This window comes from Helicobacter pylori, from assembly GCF_016755635.1.
GTDB classification, from domain to species: domain Bacteria; phylum Campylobacterota; class Campylobacteria; order Campylobacterales; family Helicobacteraceae; genus Helicobacter; species Helicobacter pylori_CQ.
The window spans coordinates 543,148-564,741 of record NZ_CP051500.1 but is presented as its reverse complement, the minus strand read 5'-3'; the positions used below and the strand labels follow the sequence as shown (position 1 = coordinate 564,741).

Sequence of the window (21,594 nt, the reverse complement as noted above, 5' to 3'; positions counted from 1 at the left end):
GGGTAAGCCCCCACCTTTTAAAACGCTAAACGCATTCCAATGTTTCCGGTGATATTGATCATTTTGTAGTCCAATCCAAACCTAGCCCCCACCCCAGCATTCGCATAAAAGCTTTTAAACAACCTCACTTCCCCGCCTGTAGTGATGCTCGCAAAGGTGTTATAAAGCTCACCTTTTCTGTAACTCAAAGTGTTGTTACCAATGAAACGCACCAATTTATCCCCCATAGACCTCACAAGCAAATCCCTACCAACGCCGCCAATCGCATAAAAATAAGAGTTTGTGTTGAAATAATGGCGGTTCTCCAAAGCAAGATCAATCGTTAAAACGGATTTTTTAGACGGATCGGCGTTCGCTTTAAACTGATTATAGATCGTATTATTCATTACCCCTTCTAAACCGGTCATACCGATATAGTAATACCTTAAACCAATTTGAGGTTTTAAAATGATGCTTTTGTTTTTAAACATGAAATCATACCCGTAATTGACTTTTGCGTTCGTCGTCCATGTGCTGTATTTATAAGACTGATTGATCATAGAAAGCAGAGTGTCGTTGGAGCTGATTTGGGTTTTATTAGCCCCCCAAGTTTCATTGACGCTAAAAGTCAGCTCGCTCTTTTTAATGAAAGCCCTCGCATACAAGCCCACATCCACATTATCGGATTTAGAATTAGTGATGCGTTCATAAAACCCGCTATACCCATAAGCCGCATACCCTCCAACAATCACACCCTTAATGAATCTGTCATAGCCCACATTGACACCATAGAGCGTTCCTGTGCCATTTTCCACAAAGCTCACGCCCCCAACGCCGGTCGCCCAAAGGTTGTTTTTTAATTTATCCCTTTGAGAGTATTTTAAAATCACATCCATCGCATTAGGGATCGCATCAGCAAATCTTTGGTTTTTAAGACTGCTCAAGCGTTCGCTAAAATCCGTTGAATCAAAGGAAGCGAAATTAGAAAGCTTGGCTAAACGGCTCATTTGTTGCGTGTAAGTGTTGAGCTGTAAAGCATCGGTGGAATTGTTTTTAAGATTGGGTTTAGAAAGCATGCCTAAAGCGCTGGTAATATCTTTCATTAAAGTAACAATGTGTTCAGTAGGATTGTCTTGCAAATAATAAGGAGCGAACAAGGGATTACCCCCCTTAGCCACAAAAAGCTCATTCAGCCACAGAATGGAATTATTGCCCGCAGATTTGATCGCATTCAAACCAGTGCTGCCTTGAATACGCTGGATATAGTATTCCAAACTAGGGGCATGAATATCCATGGTCTTATCAGAGACGCTAACTTGAACTTTATCATAAAGGATAGATGAATACACCATTTGCCCTTGATTGTCCTTAAAGCTCACCACAAGACCCCCATCTTTAATATTGACCGGTTGGTTGTCATAGCTTAGTGAATCGCCCTTTAATTGCATGCGTTTGCCGTTAAAATCAATGAGGGTGTAAAGCTTGAGGTAATCGCTCAAGCTCCCTCCAAGAATGATTTGATTATCATAGCCATAAACCATGCGTTTAGCGTCTATAAGCGTGTAAGCGCCTTGCTTGAGTTGAGTATTAAAATGGATTAAAGCTTGATTGTTATAAGACATGATCGTAGAATTGCCAGCCACATTAATAATCGTTTGATTGGTTTTATTGTTAAGATTAAAGATTAATGACCCTTCACTCTTCAAATTCCCCCCCACATTCAAACCATTTTCATTCGTGCTGAGAGCCGCTCCTTTAACCACATTGAGATTACCGCTAATGTCAGCCCTATAATTAGAATTGTTGTTAAAAGCGTTATTCACGATCAAATTATTCGCTTTAAAAGTAGCATTTGGCCCTAAATCCAAAGTCCCAATCGTGGTATTTTGCAAGACTTTTGAAAAATCCACTAATCCATTCGCTTTAATTGTTCCTAAGAAAGCGAAATTATTCGCATTCACTTCTAGCGTTTCATTAGTTGGAGCGCTTGCGTTTGAAAGATTAGCTTTTTTCTCGCCCATGCAATCTAAAACATTCACGCAAATTTGACCTTTTTGAACGCTAATATCGTTTCGTGGCGCATTAAGAATTAAACCATTGGTAGCGTTTAAGGTATCTAATGAAATATTAGAAAAATCTTGAGAAACAAAAGAAAGCCTGCCCTGATATTGCGTGAAATTAATCGTGTTTTTCCCATTAAAGATAATGGACTTGCCCGCCACAAAATTCAATTCCCCCCCTGTGGCGTTACTAAACGAGCTGTTATTCACAAACACATGGTTTTTAGCCACGAAATTGAAATTCCCTTTTTGCCAGAGATTGTGCAAACCTTTAGGTTTGAGTAAAGAGCCCATGCCCAATTTCTTCAATTCATCTTGTAAAGATTGAGGCAGTATGGAGCCTAAACCTTGATGATAAACGCCTCCAAATCCCTTATCAGCGATGATTTTATTGATCATTTGCCCTAGGACTTGATTGCTCATGATTTTATTCACTACGCCTTCGCCTAATAAATCGTTCAGCACTTTTTGACCCATTCCAGAAATCGCGCCCAATAATTCCTTACTGGGGTTAGTGATGCTATTTAAAGCGATATTGACTAAAACGCTCAAATCCTGCGGGCCTAGCCAAGAAATGAGCTTATTGATTAAGGGGGCTTGTTCAATCATTTGATTGAGAATATCCCCAAAAGTCGTTTTATCCAAGAAACTCTGTAAGTCTTTGGCATCAGCGCTAGAACCTATTTGATCAAGGGCTTGATTCAAGCCTCCAGGCACAAAATTATTGGCAAAAGAACTCAAACTTTGTTTGCCATACCAGTTATTGATGAAATTCTCTACATTTTCAATCCCTAAAGTTTTAACGATGAACTTTTCAAACCCTGAAGAATGGGCTTGGATTTGCTCTAAAAGCATTTGATTGATTTCTTTTCTTTTTATAGGATCTAGCGCGTTTAAAAGCCCGTTTTCACCAAAAACATCGCCCACCGTTTTAGAATTTAAAATTTCCATGATCGCGTTTTTAAAAGCGCTCACGCCTAAGAGATTATTCACTTCAGTAGGGCTAAACAAAGAGCTTAAAGTCTTAGATCCAAAATCTTTAGGGATCATGTTGGCTAAATCTTTAGGGATAGCGTTATCATTCAAGCTTTCTTCATAAACAATATTAGAAAGCACATTCGCTAAACCTTTTTCTCCAAAAAGCTTTTCAATGCCCTCTTTCCCTAGATAAGAAAAGATTTTATCGGTCCCTTGAGCGTCAATATTGGCTTGATTGAGCACTAAATTCGTCGCGCTTTCAAAAGACACATTCGCGCTCCCTCCGCTCCCCCAAGCGTTCCCACTGCCGATGGTTCCGGTAATGTAAATGTTTTTAGCCTTAAAATTAGCGTTAATGTAGCCTAAATAAGGCACGCTAGAATAAAGCAATTGCCCTAAATTAGTCTGCCTAAACATCTGGCAAGTGTTATCCCCAACCGCGCATGGCTCTTTATAGCCATCGCCTCCAAACCACACCACGCTATTAGTGTTCGTTTGCCCTTCTTTGATCGCTCCTATAACGAGATTGCCTTGAGAGAAATGATAATTAGCCGTGTTGGAAAAATTATTGATAATCTTTAATAAGCTCTTCCAATTTTCTTGGTTTAAAGTGATACCATACTTTTCAAAGATACCAAAAAGAGTTTCAAAACCATTCGGGCTATTGAGATTGAGATTGTCTAAAGCCCCTGAAGATAAAAGATTGGCTATTTTAGGCAAAAACTCCTTACCCAAATTGGCGATCACACTCAAATCTTGCTTAGTGATAGCCTGATTGTAAATGTGTAAGGCTTGTAATGGTTGGTTTTGCGCGTTATAAGTCCCGGGTGTTTCATTGTTTTGATTAAAGCCTTTGATATTGCTGCTCAAATAATAAGTGCCGGCTTTGTCGCTTGTGTGATTATAGGAATTAGAGCTTTCATCATAAGGGTTTTTTTGGTAATTATACAAGCTAGGGGCGAGATTGAACATCGTATTATTAGAAACGCCGTTTTGAGAGATCTGCACTTTCAAGCGGTTGTTATGCAAGGTTTCTGTAATCGTTTCAGTCGTATTGAGCGGGTTAGTGAAACTCCACGAATGAACGCCGTTATTAAACGAGTAATCAGCCTTTTCAATCTGTATGCCATAAAAACGGATCTTCTCATAGCCGTTATTCCCCATTAAACCATCAATATTTTGGGCTTGCAACACATCATAAACGGAAGTTTTTTTATCCCCCCCAAATAGATTCATATAAGACAGATTCAAAATCCCTTGAGTTCCAAAGCTGAAATTCCCGCTTGCATTAATGGATAAAGCGTTAGCGCCATTGCCTAAAAGGTTTAGAGCGCCATTTAAAAGAACGCTTTGAAAATTCAGGGTGCTGTTGTTGCTTAAATCAAATGAAGCGTCTGCATTAAAGGTCGCTAATTTAGTGAAAGAAATTTGAGAATTATTGGCATAAAAACTCACAGGAGCGTTAAAAACGCTATCACCATTGAAATTCAACAAGCTTGAATTATTGAGATTGAAATTCGTTTCCCCTTCCACGCTAAGCGTATTAAAACTCGCTTGGGAACTTTCAGCTAGATTCATCGTAGAGTTATTTTCAAAAGTGGAAGCGCCTTGGAAATTGATATGGATATTTTTAGCCCTTAAATTGAGCGTGGCTTGATTAAAATTTGTATTCCCTTTGAAATTAATCAGGCGTGTGGAGTTGCCAAAATCAGGCGTTTTACCAAATAAAGGAATGCCATAAAAGGTTACATTAGCGTTATTGAAATTTGCTTGATTGAAGCTTACTTGAGCGTTAGGGTTCAAATTCAAATAAGACACCCCGTTAAAAGCGGTTGCGCCGTTAAAATTCGCCACGCTGTTGTTGTAAAAAGAAAGGCTTGAAGCGTTTTCTAAAGTCGTTTGGGTTTGGCTATCCCCAATATTAATAGCAGCGTTGGGCTTGACTGAAAGCCTGGAATGATTGAAAGTAACATTCCCATTCAATGAAGACTGATTCACATTTTTAGACACATCAATCACCATTTGAGTGTTATTGAAAATAATGTTATTAGCTTTCAAATCATAGCGAACGCCCCCTCCTAAAATGGAATTAGTGAAAATCAAATCCGTATTCGCAACCATATTCACATACGACGAACCGCTTTCAGTCGCTCCGTTAATATTAGTCCAACCGCTAAAAGTGGTGTTTTCAAAAGCGATACGCCCTGAATTGAACCTAAAGCCTCCCCATGTGAAATCCCTAAAGTTAGAGTTTTTAATCTCCATAGAAAGCCTGGAATTAAAATTCGCCCAAGAATGCTGGCTCGCGCTAGTTTGTAAGCCCATAGCCACGGTTTGGAAATTCGTGTAATTCAACCCGTCAGCGTTCAAGGTTTCATCAGCGTTAAAACTAATCGTCGCCCCACCGCCGGCGTTAGGGTTGCCGACATTAAAATTATTCGTTAAAAAGATATTAGTCGCATTGAAATTGCCATGCAAATACAACAAATTATTCTTACCAAACCAGATCGATCCGCCATTGTTATTGGCCTTTTCTTGAGCGCTCCCTAAAAGCAAAGTCCCTACCACCGTAGCCCCAAAATTCAGCGACCATGCAAAAGCGCTAGAGCCGATAAGATCTTGATTTTTATAAGGCGCGATATAGCACACCCCAACGCACACCGGGGTTTTTCCTGGAATAAAATCAAATTGCTTCCTCACTTGACTCCAAATATCCTTAGAATCAGCGTCTGTGTGGAAAGGCGAAGAATGGATAGTGAAATATTTATAGGTGATAGAGCCCGGATTAAAAGTCTCTTCAAAGACAAATTTTTGGCCGTTGCTTTGGGTGAATTGCACAAAAAAAGTGTTGTTATCCGCTCTTAATAGAGTCCCTTTTTCGCCACCATAATGGATCAAATTCCATAAATTTTTTGAAAAAGCATTGTCCGCCAAAATTTCATTATTATATTTAATATTATTCCCACTTAAAAGCGTGTAGGTGGTGTTGTCAGTCAAATCCCTTTCAATATTAAAAATACTATTATTGTCAATAGCAATTGATCCTTGAAGACGGCTGAAAGGATCGCTGTTAATAAGCGTGTTTGTGCCTTTAAAGATGGTGTTTTTAGTGTCGTTAAACGAATAGCTCCCGCCATTAAACGAGTTATTATTGAAAATAAGGTTTTGCACTCTGGCGTTGATATTATAAGAATTGAAAGTGTTGTTTTCTAGGGTTAGGGAATTTCCGGCGCTGTTTTCGCCCCCCTTATAAATCAAAGTGCCGTTATCGCTAAAACTAACATTCTTAATCACCGCCTTCCCGTTAGCACTAGCGTTATCCACGCCAAAATTCCCCCCTCCACTCACAGACCCTTTATCCCAAGTGATATTATTGGCTTTAAGGTTAAAGCCTCCATTAGGGGTTTGGTTGCTAAAATTTGCGTTTGTTGCATTCAAGTTGCCGTTATTGACAATGAAATTCATCCATGAATTTTGCAAACCGGCTTTATCGCTATTCAAATGAGCGTTAGCGATATTCAAACGCTTTTGAGCGTTAAACACTAAAGTCGCACCCCCACCGGTTTGAGCCCCATTACCAGAGCGAATCGTGCCGGTAATATCAATTTGACTCGCCCTGAAAGCGCCTTGAATATAGCCCACTAGCCCCCATTCAGCCCCTGAAGTTTTCCCAAAACCCACCACGCTATTAGAAGTGGGATTCGCCCCATCAAGAAAAGGGGTGGTTTGGTTGAACACTAAAACGCTGTTAGCGCCGCTATAATTGTGGTTAAAAACGCCTGTACCAGCGATCTTCCAAGTCGTTATGCCATTGAGATAGAACACGGTGTTACTGGCGTTGTTATTGACATTTTTGAGATTAAACGCATCATTATGGATATTCACGCAATGCGTATAACCTAGAGTGCATAAACGAGTGAGCGTGATCCCGTTATTAAAATTTTCTTTAATGTAGTAAGTCAAGCCGTTATCGGTGAATTGAACATTATAAATTTTAGCGCTGTTTGGTGCGGTTTTATTTTCATCCACTAATTTACCGCTAGGGTTTTCCCCACTAGTCCAACGCAGCATTTGATACAAAGCGTTATTGTTATCCTTATAATCCACGCTTTTAGCACTGAGTAATTGATAAGTCGTGCCTACGCTTAGGCTACTCAAAAGCCCTTGCATGTTGAAAACAACGCCCTTATTGAAAGTGAAAGTTGTTTGAGCGCCATTTATTTTGAATTGGCTATTCACATTAAAAGTGTCATCAGTGAAACTGACTTTAGAAGTTTTATTGAAATTAAACATGCCCCCATTGAACGAGTTATGATTAAAATCCACTTGCTTAGCGTTAAAACTAAACGATCCGCCATTAAACGAGTTGTTATTAAAAGCGTTTGTTTGCTCTGCGTGGTTGAAATTAAACGAACCGCCATTAAATTTGTTTTCAGTAAAGGTATTATTCGCGCCATCAAAAGTGTAAGAAGCGTCATTTAAAACGGATTTTTCAATGGTGGTCTTGCCCTGAAACTTAAAATTCCCTGCTAAAAAGTTCGTGTTTTTAAAAGTGTAAGTGTTTTTAGGGTCTTGAAATTTGTAATAGGCTTTGTTGAAATTCACGCTATCAAAAACGCCATTACCGGTAAAATCATACCCCCCACCCGTCCAATCGTAAAAATCAGATTGAGAGACATTGATCTTGCCGCTCCTAGAGCCATTCCCTAAGGCGATAAAAGTCATGTAAGAGTTTTGCGAAGTGGTTTTTAGGTTTTTAAAAGTGGCTCCAGCGATATTAATTTCAGTCGCGCCCACAAAATTCAAAGTCGCCCCCCCACCGGTTTGAGCGCCATTCCCAGACATCATGTTACCGGTGATATAAACCCTATCGGCTGTGAAAGTGCCGGTGATATAGCCCGTTTTCCCCCAATTGACTCCCTCATACCCCCCAAAACGCACCGTGCTGTTAGATTTAGGGATCGCGCCATTAGCCCAAGGGGTCGTAGCGTTAAAGACTAAAGCGCTGTTTTTCCCGCCATAGGTTTGCGCAAATCTCGCATTAGTGTAATTCCAAGTGTTCAAGCCGTTGAGGTAGAAAATCGCATCAGCTCTATCATCATTAATATTTTTTAAATTAAAGACATTGTCATGGATATTCACGCTATTGGTGTAATAAATATTGTTCGCGCCATAATAGACGGATTGTAAAACAATGGAATCAGGGCTAAAAATTTGTCTGAAATGATAGAGCGTGCCACCTAAATTGTAAGTTACATAGTAAGTGTGGGTGTTGTTATTAGAAGTGGCGTTTTTGCTATTGTCTTTTGTGGCTTGCGTGTTTTTGAGTCTGATGATATTCCATAAGTTATTGACATCATTGTAAGTGATGTTGCCATTTTTCATGCTAAAAAGCGTGTAAGCGCTCCCTATACTAGGCGTGTAATTTTGAATATTAAAAATCGCATTAGGATTAATAGTAACTTTACCGGTCATATTGACAAAAGGCGAAGTGGGGTTGTTGATCGTGGTTGTGCCTTGAAAATTAACATGAGCATCAGATCTATTAAAAACAAACCATCCCCCATTAAAGGTCAAATTATTAAAAGTAATATTATTTGCATTAAGAATGTAGGCATTTCCTATAGTATTAGCGTTGCCATTAGGCATACTCCCTAAAATGCTGTTATTAAAAGTAACGCTATTGGCGTTAAGATTGAGTTTGTAATGATTGATATTAGAGTTAGTGAAAGTGATGCTCCCCCCGATACCATTCCCACCCTTATAAGTGAGCGTGCCGTTATTATTGAAAGTTACTCCGCTAATGGTGGTTGTGCCATTGCTATCCACATTATCAAAGCCAAAATTCCCACCATTGACAATCCCGCCATTATAAGTGATCTTTCGCCCCATAGCATTAAAGCCTCCATTAGGGGTTTGGTTGCCAAAATCTGTGTTTGTTAAATTCACGCTGTTATTGGAAATCAAATTGATCCAAGAAGTTTGTGTCCCAGCTTTATTATTTTGAAAATAAGCCCCATTAGTGTTTAATTCGTTTGAGCTTTCAAAAACCAGTATCGCCCCTCCGCCGGTTTTTAACTCATTACCTGAGCCAACAGCCCCTGTGATAAAAATGTCTTTTGCCTTAAAAACCCCTGTAATAAAACCTACATAGCCCTTTTCCCCAAACCATATAGAAGAATTATTAGGCGTTGCGGAAGCGTTTTTTGTCCCTATGTATAATTGACTATTGTTATAATTTTGCGTGAAATTCCTATTCCCCCCAGCCCAAGTGCGTAAAGGGCTGATATAGTAGGATTTGTGGCTGTTATTTTCATTCACGCTATTGAGCCAATACACCGAACTATTATAATCTTCAGCGCTCAAAGCTGAAACAAACCCTAGCCCTAAGAAGATTTTTTTATTAATGGATAGAGAAGAATTTGAATGCGTTTTTAAGGAGTAAATTGTCAAAGGCGAGTTTTTGATTTTGTATTTTTTAGCGATCTTCTTTTTAACGCCCTTAAAAGAGCGGTTTTTGCTAAAGCGTTCATTCTTTAAATCTATTTTGCCATTTCTATAAGTCATTTTGAACCCTTTCATATTATATTATATAATTACATTTATTAACACTATCTACAACAAAAAGGTCATTATATTAATTAAAAGAAAACAAAACAAATCCTTTTATATGTTAGTAACCAATCTCATTATAAAAACCATCAGTTAGTTACTTTCTGTAATACATCTCCTTTAAAAAGCGTAACTATAACTCGCATGGATAAAAACACTCTCTAAAAAATAAAGATTTTTAAAAGAATTTCTAGTCTTTGAAAAAGGGATCTTAGCCCCAAGCTCTATGCGGTGGTGGCGATCGATCGTGCTGCCAAGCCCCACATTAAACAAGCCGTTATAACCCATAAACGAACTATTTTTCATGCCTAAATGGTTGCTTTGATAAAAATACCCTATCCCAAGCCCCCCATACACCCCAAAGCTGTATTTTTTGTAAGTGTAAAAATCGCTTAACACATCAATATTTAAGCTCAATAAAGAAGTGTTAATCGTGTGCAGTGCGGTGGGTTTGATTGCCATAAGGTAGGAAAATTCACCCCTTAACGCTAGAGCTTTAAAGAAAGCGAATTGATACCCCCCTTTAGCCCCCCATAAAAAAGCTGTATAAGAAGAATCGCTAGCCGGTTTTGGGGTTATTTTAATAGGGGCTAAACCCACCATAGCCCCAAAATAAATATGACTTTTTTTAGGCTCAAACGCCCCTGACAAGCCCGCCCATAAAGCCAAAATTAAAGCAATTTTTTTCATTCTAAAGTTTTTTGGTTTTGATAAAACCGCTTGATTTTGTCGTCTATGGGAGCGAGCAAACGATAAAACACCGGCACAATGAGTAAGCTTAACACCATAGAAATCATCAAGCCCCCACTCATCGCAATCCCTATAGGGGATTTCATCGCCGCTCCATCCCCACTCGCTAACGCTAAAGGCAGCATGCCGCAAACCATCGCAATGGTCGTCATTAAAATCGGTCTTAAACGGGTTTTGCCGGCAAATAAAATGGCTTCTTGGATATTCAAACCTTTTTTACGCTCTTCATTCGCCACATCAATTAAAAGCGTGGCGTTTTTACCCACCATACCAATGAGCAAAATCAAGCCTATCATAGAGAACATGCTCAAAGGCTGATGGACTAAACCTAGAGCAAAAAACGCCCCTGAAAAGCTTAAAGGCATGGTAACCATGATGATAAAAGGCTCTAAAATGGACTCATACAACGCCGCTAAAATCATATAAATCAACACAAACGCTGTCGCTAAAGCGACTAAAAACTCCCCATTGCTCTCTTTGGCGTTATCCGCTTCTCCGGTAAATCTGTAATTCGCCCCTTCAACCAGCCATTCTTTAGTGTTTTTGCTCACTTGCGTTAAAATTTCGCCTAAAGAAACGCCCGCATTCCTATTAGGCTCAGCAAGCACCGTAACGCTGCGTTGGCGGTTATAGCGAGAAATGCTAGACGGGCTTTTAGTTTCTGTGATTTCCACTAAAGCGTCTAAAAACATCAATTTATCGTATTTGTTGCGCACTTGCAAGCGTTTGATATCTTCTACAGAAACGCGCTTATCATCAGGCACTCTAATGATCATGTCGTATTCTTTGCCATCTTCTTTGAAGACGCTCGCTTGAGAAGTCCCAGAGAAAGCAGAGCTCACCACTGAGCCAATGGTTTGAGCGCTCACGCCGTATTTGTTAGCGTTTTGTCTTAAGATTTTGAGTTGCAATTGCGGTTGCGATTCGCTCGTGCTTGTATGGTAGCTTTCAACCTTGCCTTTTAATTCAGGGCTTTCTAATAAGAATTTTTTCAAATTCTCCACGCTTTTATCCACCGCTTCTTGAGAATGGGAAAACACAAGGGTTTGGAAGGGCGAACTATCCCCACCGCCCCCTATAAGAGCAACTTCAGAAAGATTAATAGTATCTAAACCTTTAGCTTCAGGCAAGCTTCTTAATTCCTTCCTTAAAGCGCTCATCAACTCAAATTGCCCCAATTTATGCTCTTTTTTGCGCTCTTTTAAAGGCTTGAGCTGCACAAAAATCTTAGCCCTAAAAGGGTTTTGTGTGGTGCCATAACCCACTTGCAAGGTGGTAAATTCCACCTCAGCATGCTTTTCAATCGCTTTTTGAAAGATCTTACTCTTTTGTGTCATGTAATCTATGCTCACGCCCGGTTTAGCCTTAAGCCACACCAAAAACCTCCCCCTATCTTCTTTCAGCATGAACTCCATACCGATCTTAGAAGCCACAAAAAGCGAACCCACAAACACCAAAACCACCGCTATAGAGATAATGAGCTTGTGGTTTAACACCCATTGGAGCAATTTGGTGTAATAAGACTCTAAAGCCTTAAAAAAAGGCTCGCTCCACACATAAAAACGAGAATGCCTGGGATTGACCACGACTGAGCTTACCATGGGGATAATCGTAACGACCACCACATACGATAAAGCGATCGCTAAAGCCACCGTGATCCCAAAGCTTTGGAAAAAGCGCCCGATAATGCCTTTCATGTTCCCTATAGGCACAAAAACAGAGAGCAGCATCGCTGAAATCGCCACTAAAGCAAAGCCAATTTCCCTCACCCCCTCATAACTCGCTTTGCGTTTGTTCATGCCCATTTCTAGCTTTTTATGGATGTTTTCAATCACCACGATCGCATCATCAATGATAATCCCTATCGCTAGCGTTAAAGCCACCATGGTGAGCATGTTTAATGAAAAGCCCATCCATTGAATGAGCGCAAAAGTCCCCATGATAGAAATAGGGATAGAGATCGCTGAAACTAAAGTGATCGTGCCGTTACGCAAGAACGCAAACACCACTAAAACCGCCAAAATCGCCCCTAAAACTAAGTCAAATTTCACATCTTCAATAGAGGTGCGGATATAACTCGTGGTGTCTAAAAAGGGTCTGATTTCATAGTTAGGGCTAATGGCTTGAATGTGTTTTAAAGCTTCATACACTCTATCTACGATTTCAATTTCATTCGCTCCGGCAATCTTTTGGATTTCCAAAATCACACCAGGCTTGTCTTTAAAGCTCGCAAAAGTGTTGTCTTCTTCCAAACCGATTTCAATCTTTGCAATATCGCCAAGACGCACATGATTACCCACTTGGATCTTTTCCACATCCGCCACGCTGTAACTATTTGCATTAATTAAAATAGACAATTCCCTTTGGCTATTGACAATGCGCCCCCCATCAATTTCCACATTCTCCGCTTTAAGCGTGCTGAAAAGATCTGCATAAGTCAGGTTGTATTTATTCATCAAAGTGGGATCTGCATAAATCCTAATCTGGCGCTCTCTAAAGCCGTTGAGCTGCACGCCCCCTACCCCATTGATTTTTTGGAGCATGGGTTTAATGGTGTTTTTAGCGTAGTCATTAAGGGTTGTAGCAGGCACGCTTGAACTGCTCACAAACAACGAAATAATGGCTTGGCTGTCGGTATCGAATTTATTGATAGAGGGTTTTTTAATATTAGAATCATCAAAACGCACCGAAGAAATTTTATTAACCACATCGTTTAAGGCTTCTTCATTAGGCTTTTCTAATTCAAATTCAATGACGACAATACTCACATTTTTAGAACTCGTGGAAGTAACCTTTTTGATCCCATCAATCCCCATCACCGCTTCTTCAATCTTATCGGTTACCTTACTCTCTATGATTTCAGCGCTAGCTCCAGGATAAGTCGTAGTAACCACCACCGTAGGCATATCAATTTTAGGGAAAAGCGCCACGCTCAATTTTTTAAAACCCATCACTCCAAAAAAGATGATTGCAAAAGCAAACATCAAGGTCGTAATAGGACGATTAATCGCTGTTTTATACATCAAAATACCCTATTATTTCGTTTGGATAAACCCATCGCCAAAAAGCCCCACTGCCATAGGCTTAGACAAAAGGGCTTCAGCGCTCACTTTTCTGGTGTTTTCATCAACCGTGGGGTAAATCTTAGTGATTTTAGCTTCATGCTGATTGGAATCCCCATCTATAGAATAAGTGTAAGTGTCCCCCACTTTGACCGCATTAATATATTTAGAATCAAATTCAATGACCAATTTCCTAGCATGGCTGACTAATCTCAATAACACCGTGTTATTCGCGCTCACCCCTTCGCCCACTTGAATGTTTTTACTCGCTATTACGCCATCAAAAGGGGCCCTTAAAATGGTTTTATTCAATACCGCAATAGAATAAGCGTAATCTGATTCCAAACGCCTGTAATTGAACTCATAACTCTCTAGAGTGTTTTTATCCACAGCGCCCCCGGTTTTGCTGTATCGTTGGTATTGCTTTTTAGCAAAAATGAGTTGTTGCTCGGTAGAATCGCTTTGAGCCTGCTTCTCTTGATTATACAAAAGCAACAAAACATCGCCCTTTTTGACCACGCTCCCCTCAGTAACCTTAATGCTATCCACAATCCCTGTGCTATCCAGAGTGAGTTTGGAGTCTTGCACCGCTTTCACATTGAAAATCGCATACACTTTCTCGCCAGCTTCCAAACTCAAAAAGCTCAAAAAAAGTCCTATTAAAATTTTTCGTATCATTTTTATCCCTTAATGCACATAGTCGTCTATTTTATGCCCGCTGTTGAAAATGTAATTGGCTTTTTGCACTTCATAATTGTTGAGCGCTAAATTGTAAGCCACTTCCGCATCAAAGCGTGTGGTTAAGCCCCTTAAATAGGTGGTGAAATCCACTAAATTAGCGTCGTATTTCCTTTTAATATTGGCAAAAGAAAGATTAGCCGCATCCAAACTGGCCTTTGAAGATTCAATCTTGGCTCTGGCAATATCAAGCGACCACCTGTAAAGCTGTTCGTCTTTTTCTTGCTCTAATTTTTTATACGCTAAATTCTTTTCATTCGCTAATCGGCCTAGCATGATGGATTGTTTTTGCAAGCTCAACCCTATATCATCAAAAAATTTCATGCTCGCAGTAACCCCAGCCGTATTTTGCTGGCCGGGGAAGAAGTTCCCAAAACCCCCCAAAGCGTAAGCGGGTTTTTGAATCCAATAAAGCCATGAGTCATAAACATCCACCGTAGGGTAATAGTTGAGCTTTTTGTTTTGGTATTTGAGTGCGGAAATTTGCTCCCTTAAAGAGACTAAATCTTGCCTTTCTCTCAATTGCAAATTAGGCGCATCAATCGTAGTCTTTTTTAAATTTTTCACACTGAGGTTAGTGAGATATTCTAAAGTCAAGCGGTTTTGCTCCAAAGCAAATTGTATGTCCAAAATATCGTATTCGCTCAAATTCCCTTGCGCTTTTAAGCTTTGCAAATCATCAATCGTGGTTAGCCCTTCGTCATAGAGTTTGGTAACCCTTTTAATGTCTGTTTTGATTTGCTCTAATTTCTTTTGTAAAGCGATCATGCGAGCGAGATTGTTAAAATACTCATAATATTGTTGCACCACTTGCAAATACACGCTCTGGCGGCTATACTCTAAATTAGCCACAGTGGATCGGTAAGTCGCAGACTTTTCTTTGACATTATTCACATCGCTAAAACCATTAAACACATTCAATTTGACTTCAGCCTGGAGTTGTTGCGTGTTGTAATGTTTAAATTGCGGAGTATCCCTATTTTCATTTTTAAAGTTATAGTTCATATTAAGAGTGGGCAAAAACATCGCTTTTGCGATGGTGTGGTTTTTCATCGCTTGCTTGACACTGAGTTCTTGCGCTTGCAAACTGAGATTAGTGGTAGCCCCCTTTAGCAATTCATAAAGCCCCAAAGCGACTTTATCGCTTTTTTCATGGTATTTAGCAATCTCTTGATTGATGGTGGTCGCTGTTTCTTTAGGCGAGGGCAAAAAACTCGGTGTTGCTTCTAAAGAACTTGTCGGCGGATCAATGAGTTTTAAATTCTTATGGCTGTAATTGTTAAGGATTTGCTTGATTTCATCTGGGGTTTTAGAGGGGGCTTGGGCTAGAGTTAAAGTTGCACACAAGCCCCATAAACTAACATATCTTATAATAGTTTTCATCAATCCCCCCTATCGCTTGGTTTTAGCATGCACTAATTGCACTAAATATTTTGCGTTTTCTCTGGGTAAATCCGGTAGCATCCCATGCCCTAAATTAAAAATATGCCCTTGATTGCCCATGACTTTTAAAATCCTTTCAACCCCTTCTTCTAAAGCGTTTTTATCATAAAGGCGGGTGGGTTCTAAATTCCCTTGCAAAACATACTTATCGCCTAAAATCTTTTTTGCCACCTCTAAAGGCGTGCCCCAATCCACGCCAAACACATCAAATTCCCCGTCTATGCTATCCAAATAAGCACCAATCCCTTTAGGGAAAAGGATAACTGGGATATGCGCGTAGCGTTTTTTAAGCTCTTTAGAGATTTTTTTCAAATAATCCCAACTGAATTTCAAATACGCTTCTTTTTCTAAAGCGCTAGCCCATGAGTCAAAGATCATCACCGCATTGACCCCTGCTTGGATTTGAAGGCTCAAATACTCTATCAATTCAAGGCTTAATTTTTCTAAAAGCGCTTTTAAAACTTCAGGCTCGCTATAGAGCATTTTTTTGCTTTTAGCATACGATTTGCTCCCTTCGCCTTCTATCATGTAAGTCGCTAAAGTCCAAGGCGATCCGCAAAAACCGATTAACGCTTTCTCTTTAGAAAGTTTTTGGCGCGTTTGAGAAATCGTATCATAGACATAATTCAGTTGTTTATAAGCCCCTATTTTCAGGCTTTCTGCGCTTTTTAAATCCGTAATAGTTTCTAAAAAATGCGGCCCTTTTTTGGGGATAAACTCCAAATTCAAGCCCATTTCCAAAGGCACTACTAAAATATCGCTAAACAAAATAGCCGCATCCACGCCTAAAATCTCTACCGGCTGTAGGGTAACTTCTGTGGCTAAATCGCTATTTTTACACAATTCCAAGAAACTCCCCGCTTTTTGGCGGCTCTCTTGGTATTCGCTAAGGTAACGCCCGGCTTGTCTCATCATCCAAATGGGCGTGTAAGGCGTTTCTTTTCTAAAACATGCATCAATGAAAATCATCATAAATCCTTAAAGGTTTGTCTAATTATGGTTTTTATACTCTATAGTTATTGTTTAAAATGAATATTTTACCCTAAAAATCTCGTAAAGTCATAAAAAGTGAATGTGATACCAATAGAATAGATATTCAATCGTGGCGTACCGAAGGCTTTAGAAAATTTGCTTTGGATAAAATAAAAAGGGATACCACCCCTTGCTTCTATGCTCAAGCCAAAATTTTTAGCCGCATTGAAAAACAAGCCCACACTCCCCACCGCTGATTGGATATTGAATTGATACTTATCAATCTTAGCCCCTAAAATTTGAAGCTGGTAGCCTAAGGCGATTTTAGGGATAACCCACCCCTTAAAAAGCCTAACCCCTGCCATAAACCCAGCGCTCATGAAATACGAATCGCCCATTCCTGCATCCAAATACCCTCCTAATAAAATTTTCTTTTTCAAAGTATAACCCGCTTCAAAGCCCAAAGAAGCGTCATGGTAAATTTTATCCATTAAAATAGGAGGGCGGTTTTTAGGGCGGATGGGGGATCTTTTAGTCGTTTCTGCATGCTGATAAAGATAGCCGATTTTAAAAGAGCCAAAATATTTTTTAGTAGGCTCTAAAGGTTTGAAAAAATTCCAATCCTTTTTGGCTAATAAAACCCCTTTCAAAAGGCTTAAGATTAAGAAAAATCTAAAAATCAAAGTTTTAATTCCAATTTTTGTTTGGAAAATTCCACAATCTTTCCATGGAATCTCGCATAAAGTTGCGCTAAAGGAATGGTGTTTTCATAAAGCGCTAAGGCGGCATTTAAATTCTCTTGAACGCCTTTTTCAAAAAAATGTTGCAATTCGTCATAATCTTCTATCTCTATGCCTAATTTTTTTAAAAAAAGATAGCTGTATTTATCCACCACCATCACTTCTTTAGCGCACGCATAACATAAAATCGCATCCGCGCTTTCTTTGCCAATGCCCTTTTGGTCTAAAAGCCACTCTCTGGTTACTTCTTGTTTAAAATTTTCAAAACTTTGAAAGTCTTTTAAAATATTCTTACTCAAATCAATCAGTCGTTTGGCTTTTTGGTTATAAAACCCGCTAGGGCGGACACACTCTGCAAGCTTTGAAAACTCTATATAAGCGATTTTTTTAAGATTGATCTCATCATCATTTTCTAAAATGAAAGCGTTTTTTAGATTTTCTAAAGATTTCAAAACGGCTTCAAATTTAGTATTTTGCGTTAAAACCGCCCCTAATAAAGCTTCAAATTTCAAAGCGTTAGGCCACCACCAAGAAGGGGCGTTTTTCAATAAATCCAAACTCTTTAAAGCCTTTAAAACCTCAAAACTATCCAACACAATAACCGCCTGTAATAAAAAGAAATAAAAAAGAGTATTTTATTGAAAAAGAAGTAAAAATTAAAGCAAAAAGCCAACGCTTAAAGCGTTAGCCCCATACAAACACCTTTCTTAAAACTAAGTTAAAAGCCTTAAGATATTTTGTTGAACGGTGTTGGCTTGACTCATCGCATAGCTGCCTGATTGCGCCAAAATGTTGTTTTTATTGAAATTCGCACTCTCTTCAGCAAAATCCACATCCCTGATTTGAGATTCAGCCGCTTTAACATTCACTTGAGTGATGCTGATGTTATTCACGGTGCTAATCATTTGATTTTGCACAGAACCTAAATCAGAGCGGACTTTATCCAACATTTTCATCGCAGACTCGGCAATATCAATCACCACCATCGCGCCTCTTAAGGTTGTAACCCCAGATCCCAAGCTTTGGTTACCGCTAGCGATGACAGCGTTATAGTTCGCGCCACTGGCTGATTTGACATTAGCGTTAAAATTCCCGGTAACATCGCGCAAATTCACCGTGGTTTCTGCCACTTGAGATTCCCCAAAACCAATCGCTGTGAAACCTAAATGCTGCGAGTCAGAAGCCGAAACGACATTGATGCTCTTAGCGTCTAAGCGTGTGAGAGAAAGCCTTCCGTAGTTAGTAGAACCTTTTGTTAAATCCTGACCGCCATTAACCATCGTTAAAGCACTAGGCCCGTTACTGACACTATCGGTTTTGATTTCAATCCCACGACCATCTATACTGCGCAAATTCAAGCGCCCTTTTTGATCCGTATAAGCTTCCACACCGGTTTCTGAAGTAACCGCATTGATCGCTGCGACTAACCTTCCGTCTGAGTCATTTTTCTTAATATCTGCGATATTACCCAAATGGATCCCATTTAAGGTTAAATTACTCAAACTTCCTGACTGGACCGCCACATCGCTCGTGGTGATAACGCTCGCATAAGCTTTAACCCCTGTTCGGTTAGAGTTCTTGTTAATCACTTCTGCTAACACGCCAATCCCTGTACCTGCTGAACTAGAAACTTTTACGCTCTCTAAAGTTACATCATTCACGCCATCCACTTGTTTAAAAGTCAAGCTAATATCCCCAGAAGCCGTGATTAACGCGCCTGTAGCGATACGAACCTGACCGATTTTATCTGAAGTGGTAGAGCCGATAGAAGCTTTAATGCTTTGGTTAGAATAAGCCCCTACTTGGAATTCTTTGTTAGTGAATTGGCCAGACAATAACGCTTGCCCGTTATAAGTAGTCGTGTTACCGATATTGTCTAAACCTTGAATCAAACGAACGATGTCAGATTGAATCGCTTTACGAGATTCTGTAGTTTGCCCGTCTTGAGCCGCTTGAGTCGCTTTAACCTTAACGGTGTCTAAGATTTTCAACTGCTCATCCATAGCCTTATCTGCAACCTGGATAATCCCCATGCCGTCATTTGTGTTGGCAATCGCTTGACCCAAACTGCTCGCTTGCGAACGCAAAGAATCCGCCACCGTCATGCCTGATGCGTCGTCAGCCGCTTTATTAATCCTTAAACCTGAACTCAATCGCTCCAATGAAGTTTTAAGCGCATTTTGAGTGAGTGCGGATTGCACATGCGCATTCATCGCATTGATATTTGTATTGACCTGAAAAGCCATTGTTGTAACTCCTTGTTACTAAAAAACCCAAAGGCATCCTTGCTTTTGGTTGGAACTATTATCGGTTAAAGTTTGAAATTTTAAAGGGCTTTATTTTAAAAGCAAAATTTATAAGAGCATGAAAATGGGCTATAATAAAGAAAATTTATACTAAATCTTATTGCATGCAAACACTAAGGGATACCATAAAAAACATTCCCCTAAGGACTTTTATTTTACTCTACAAAAGCTCACCAAAATGTGTCGTGTTGGTATCAATTATAGTGCTATTTGTCGGCATTCTTCCATCTCTAAATATTCTTGTTATGATAAGATTGATTGATATTGTGGTAAATCTATTACAAAAGCATACGCATTTTGAATACAGCTTGCTATTACCAACTTTGCTACTATGGGGAGCCTTGCTGTTTTTAACGCATGTATTCTCAGGAATTTTATCAAGCTTGCAAACCATTATTGCCGAACAATTTTCTATAAACATCATCACTCAGCTTGCTAATAAGCTCACACAAGTTAAAAATCTAAGTTTTTTTGAGAATAAAGACCATACTATCAAGCTTAACACTATCCATAACGGACTGCACATCCGCCCCCTAAATTATGTCAGTAATCTCTTTTTCAATCTACAACGCATTATAGGGCTTATCAGTCTGTTTGGGATATTATTTTCCATTAGTATTTATCTACCCTTTATAATGATTTTTGCAACAGTTCCTTGCATGTTTATCACTAATCATATAGCAAAAAAACATAGCGCTTCCATAGATAAGCTTCAAGACAAAAAAGAGAGCATACAAAATTATCTATATTCTGGACTAGATAACCAAAAGAACAAGGACAACCTATTATTTAACTTCATGCTAAATTTTCATCATAAATTTATTGAAACCAAAGAATTGTATCTCCATAATTTTGTGAAAGTAGCCCAAAAAAACTTAATATTTACCATATATGCTGATGCTTTAATCACCATTCTAAGTATTACACTATTCTTTCTAATGGTCTTTATTATCCTTTCAAAGTCAATTGGTGTGGGAGCAATTGCTGGGTATATCCAAGCTTTTAGCTCTACTGAGCAGCAACTACAAGATTTATCATTTTATGGAAAGTGGTTTTTTGCTATCAATAAATACTTTGAAAATTATTTCTGTATTTTAGATTACAAAATGCCAAAACCAGAAACACAAATCAAATTAGAAGAAAAAATCCATAGCATTACATTTGAAAATATTAGTTTCTCTTATCCTAATTCAAAACTTATTTTTGAAAACTTTAATCTCTCTTTACACTCTGATAAAATTTATGCACTAGTCGGCAAGAATGCTAGCGGAAAAACCACGCTGATTAATTTATTGTTAGGTTTTTATACCCCAAATTCAGGTCAAATTATCATTAATAACAAATACCCACTACAAGACTTGGAACTAAATAGCTACCATCAACAAATGAGCGCTATATTCCAAGATTTTTCTCTTTATGCTGGGTATAGCATTGATGATAATCTTTTCATGCAAAACAACCCCACAAGAGAGCAATTAAAGCAAAAGAGAGAAATGCTAAAATCTTTTGATGAAAATTTTCAAAATTGTCTTAATGATTATAGCAACGCATTATTTGGAACACAGTATAATGGGATAGATTTTTCTCTGGGTCAAAAGCAACGCATAGCCACTATAAGAGCCTTTTTAAAACCAAGTAATTGCATTGTTTTAGATGAACCAAGCAGCGCTATTGATCCCATTATAGAAAAAGAGTTTTTAGATTTTATTTTTAAAAAATCGCAATCTAAAATGGCTTTAATTATTACACACCGCATGAATAGTGTCAAGCAAGCTGATGAAATTATTGTGTTAGACAAAGGCAAACTTATAGAACAGGGCAACTTTGAAACCCTTATAAAGAAACAGGGCTTATTTTCTGAATTATATTTGAAGCAACAATACTAGCGAGCGCTTAAATTGTTTGGTAATTTTGGGTATAATCTCAAGAGAGTTAAATTTAAACGAAGGGATAC

At 38.9% G+C, this 21,594-nt stretch carries 10 protein-coding genes; 1 reads left to right on the top strand and 9 read right to left on the bottom strand.

Annotated features, from left to right (window positions below):
- Positions 1–17: 17 nt before the first annotated feature.
- The 9 genes from HG567_RS02650 to HG567_RS02610 all read right to left on the bottom strand — a co-directional run bounded on the left by HG567_RS02650 (position 18) and on the right by HG567_RS02610 (position 19,580).
- Positions 18–9,584 (bottom strand): vacuolating cytotoxin domain-containing protein, encoded by a 9,567-nt coding sequence (locus tag HG567_RS02650; protein WP_202163946.1) that lies wholly within the window; start codon positions 9,582–9,584, stop codon positions 18–20.
- Between the two features lie 165 nt (positions 9,585–9,749).
- Entirely contained in the window at positions 9,750–10,319 is a 570-nt protein-coding gene (locus HG567_RS02645) for an outer membrane beta-barrel protein (RefSeq protein WP_202163945.1), read from the bottom strand.
- Positions 10,316–13,402, bottom strand: a complete 3,087-nt coding sequence (gene hefC, locus HG567_RS02640) for an efflux RND transporter permease subunit HefC (protein WP_202163944.1) — start codon at positions 13,400–13,402, stop codon at positions 10,316–10,318. The genes HG567_RS02645 and hefC overlap by 4 nt, the downstream gene beginning before the upstream one ends.
- Before the next feature lie 12 nt (positions 13,403–13,414).
- A complete protein-coding gene (hefB, locus tag HG567_RS02635; protein ID WP_000619644.1) occupies positions 13,415–14,119 on the bottom strand; it encodes an efflux RND transporter periplasmic adaptor subunit HefB in 705 nt (234 codons plus the stop codon).
- A 9-nt stretch (positions 14,120–14,128) separates the two neighbouring features.
- Positions 14,129–15,562: an efflux RND transporter outer membrane subunit HefA gene (gene hefA / locus HG567_RS02630; protein ID WP_202163943.1), complete on the bottom strand. Its 1,434-nt coding sequence runs from the start codon at positions 15,560–15,562 to the stop codon at positions 14,129–14,131.
- Positions 15,563–15,571: 9 nt separating this feature from the next.
- Entirely contained in the window at positions 15,572–16,591 is a 1,020-nt protein-coding gene (gene hemE, locus HG567_RS02625) for a uroporphyrinogen decarboxylase (RefSeq protein WP_202163942.1), read from the bottom strand.
- A 68-nt stretch (positions 16,592–16,659) separates the two neighbouring features.
- The gene (locus HG567_RS02620) at positions 16,660–17,277 is read right to left on the bottom strand and encodes a hypothetical protein (RefSeq protein ID WP_000577389.1); all 618 of its coding nucleotides are present in this window, start codon (positions 17,275–17,277) and stop codon (positions 16,660–16,662) included.
- A complete protein-coding gene (locus tag HG567_RS02615) occupies positions 17,274–17,930 on the bottom strand; it encodes a 3-methyladenine DNA glycosylase (RefSeq protein ID WP_202163941.1) in 657 nt (218 codons plus the stop codon). The genes HG567_RS02620 and HG567_RS02615 overlap by 4 nt, the downstream gene beginning before the upstream one ends.
- Positions 17,931–18,047: 117 nt before the next feature.
- Positions 18,048–19,580 carry a flagellin A gene (locus HG567_RS02610; protein WP_000885496.1) on the bottom strand — a complete coding sequence of 511 codons (1,533 nt, stop codon included), beginning with the start codon at positions 19,578–19,580 and terminating at the stop codon, positions 18,048–18,050.
- Positions 19,581–19,744: 164 nt separating this feature from the next.
- On the opposite strand from HG567_RS02610, the gene HG567_RS02605 reads away from it, so the two are divergent.
- The gene (locus tag HG567_RS02605; RefSeq protein ID WP_202163940.1) at positions 19,745–21,526 is read left to right on the top strand and encodes an ATP-binding cassette domain-containing protein; all 1,782 of its coding nucleotides are present in this window, start codon (positions 19,745–19,747) and stop codon (positions 21,524–21,526) included.
- The last annotated feature ends 68 nt before the right edge of the window (positions 21,527–21,594 follow it).

Coding starts and splice junctions, on each gene's coding strand:
- HG567_RS02610 (WP_000885496.1), bottom strand. CDS start 19,580: ATGGCTTTTCAGGTCAATACAAATATCAATGCGATGAATGCGCATGTG.
- hefB (WP_000619644.1), bottom strand. CDS start 14,119: ATGATACGAAAAATTTTAATAGGACTTTTTTTGAGCTTTTTGAGTTTG.
- hemE (WP_202163942.1), bottom strand. CDS start 16,591: ATGATTTTCATTGATGCATGTTTTAGAAAAGAAACGCCTTACACGCCC.
- hefA (WP_202163943.1), bottom strand. CDS start 15,562: ATGAAAACTATTATAAGATATGTTAGTTTATGGGGCTTGTGTGCAACT.
- HG567_RS02605 (WP_202163940.1), top strand. CDS start 19,745: ATGCAAACACTAAGGGATACCATAAAAAACATTCCCCTAAGGACTTTT.
- HG567_RS02650 (WP_202163946.1), bottom strand. CDS start 9,584: ATGACTTATAGAAATGGCAAAATAGATTTAAAGAATGAACGCTTTAGC.
- hefC (WP_202163944.1), bottom strand. CDS start 13,402: ATGTATAAAACAGCGATTAATCGTCCTATTACGACCTTGATGTTTGCT.
- HG567_RS02645 (WP_202163945.1), bottom strand. CDS start 10,319: ATGAAAAAAATTGCTTTAATTTTGGCTTTATGGGCGGGCTTGTCAGGG.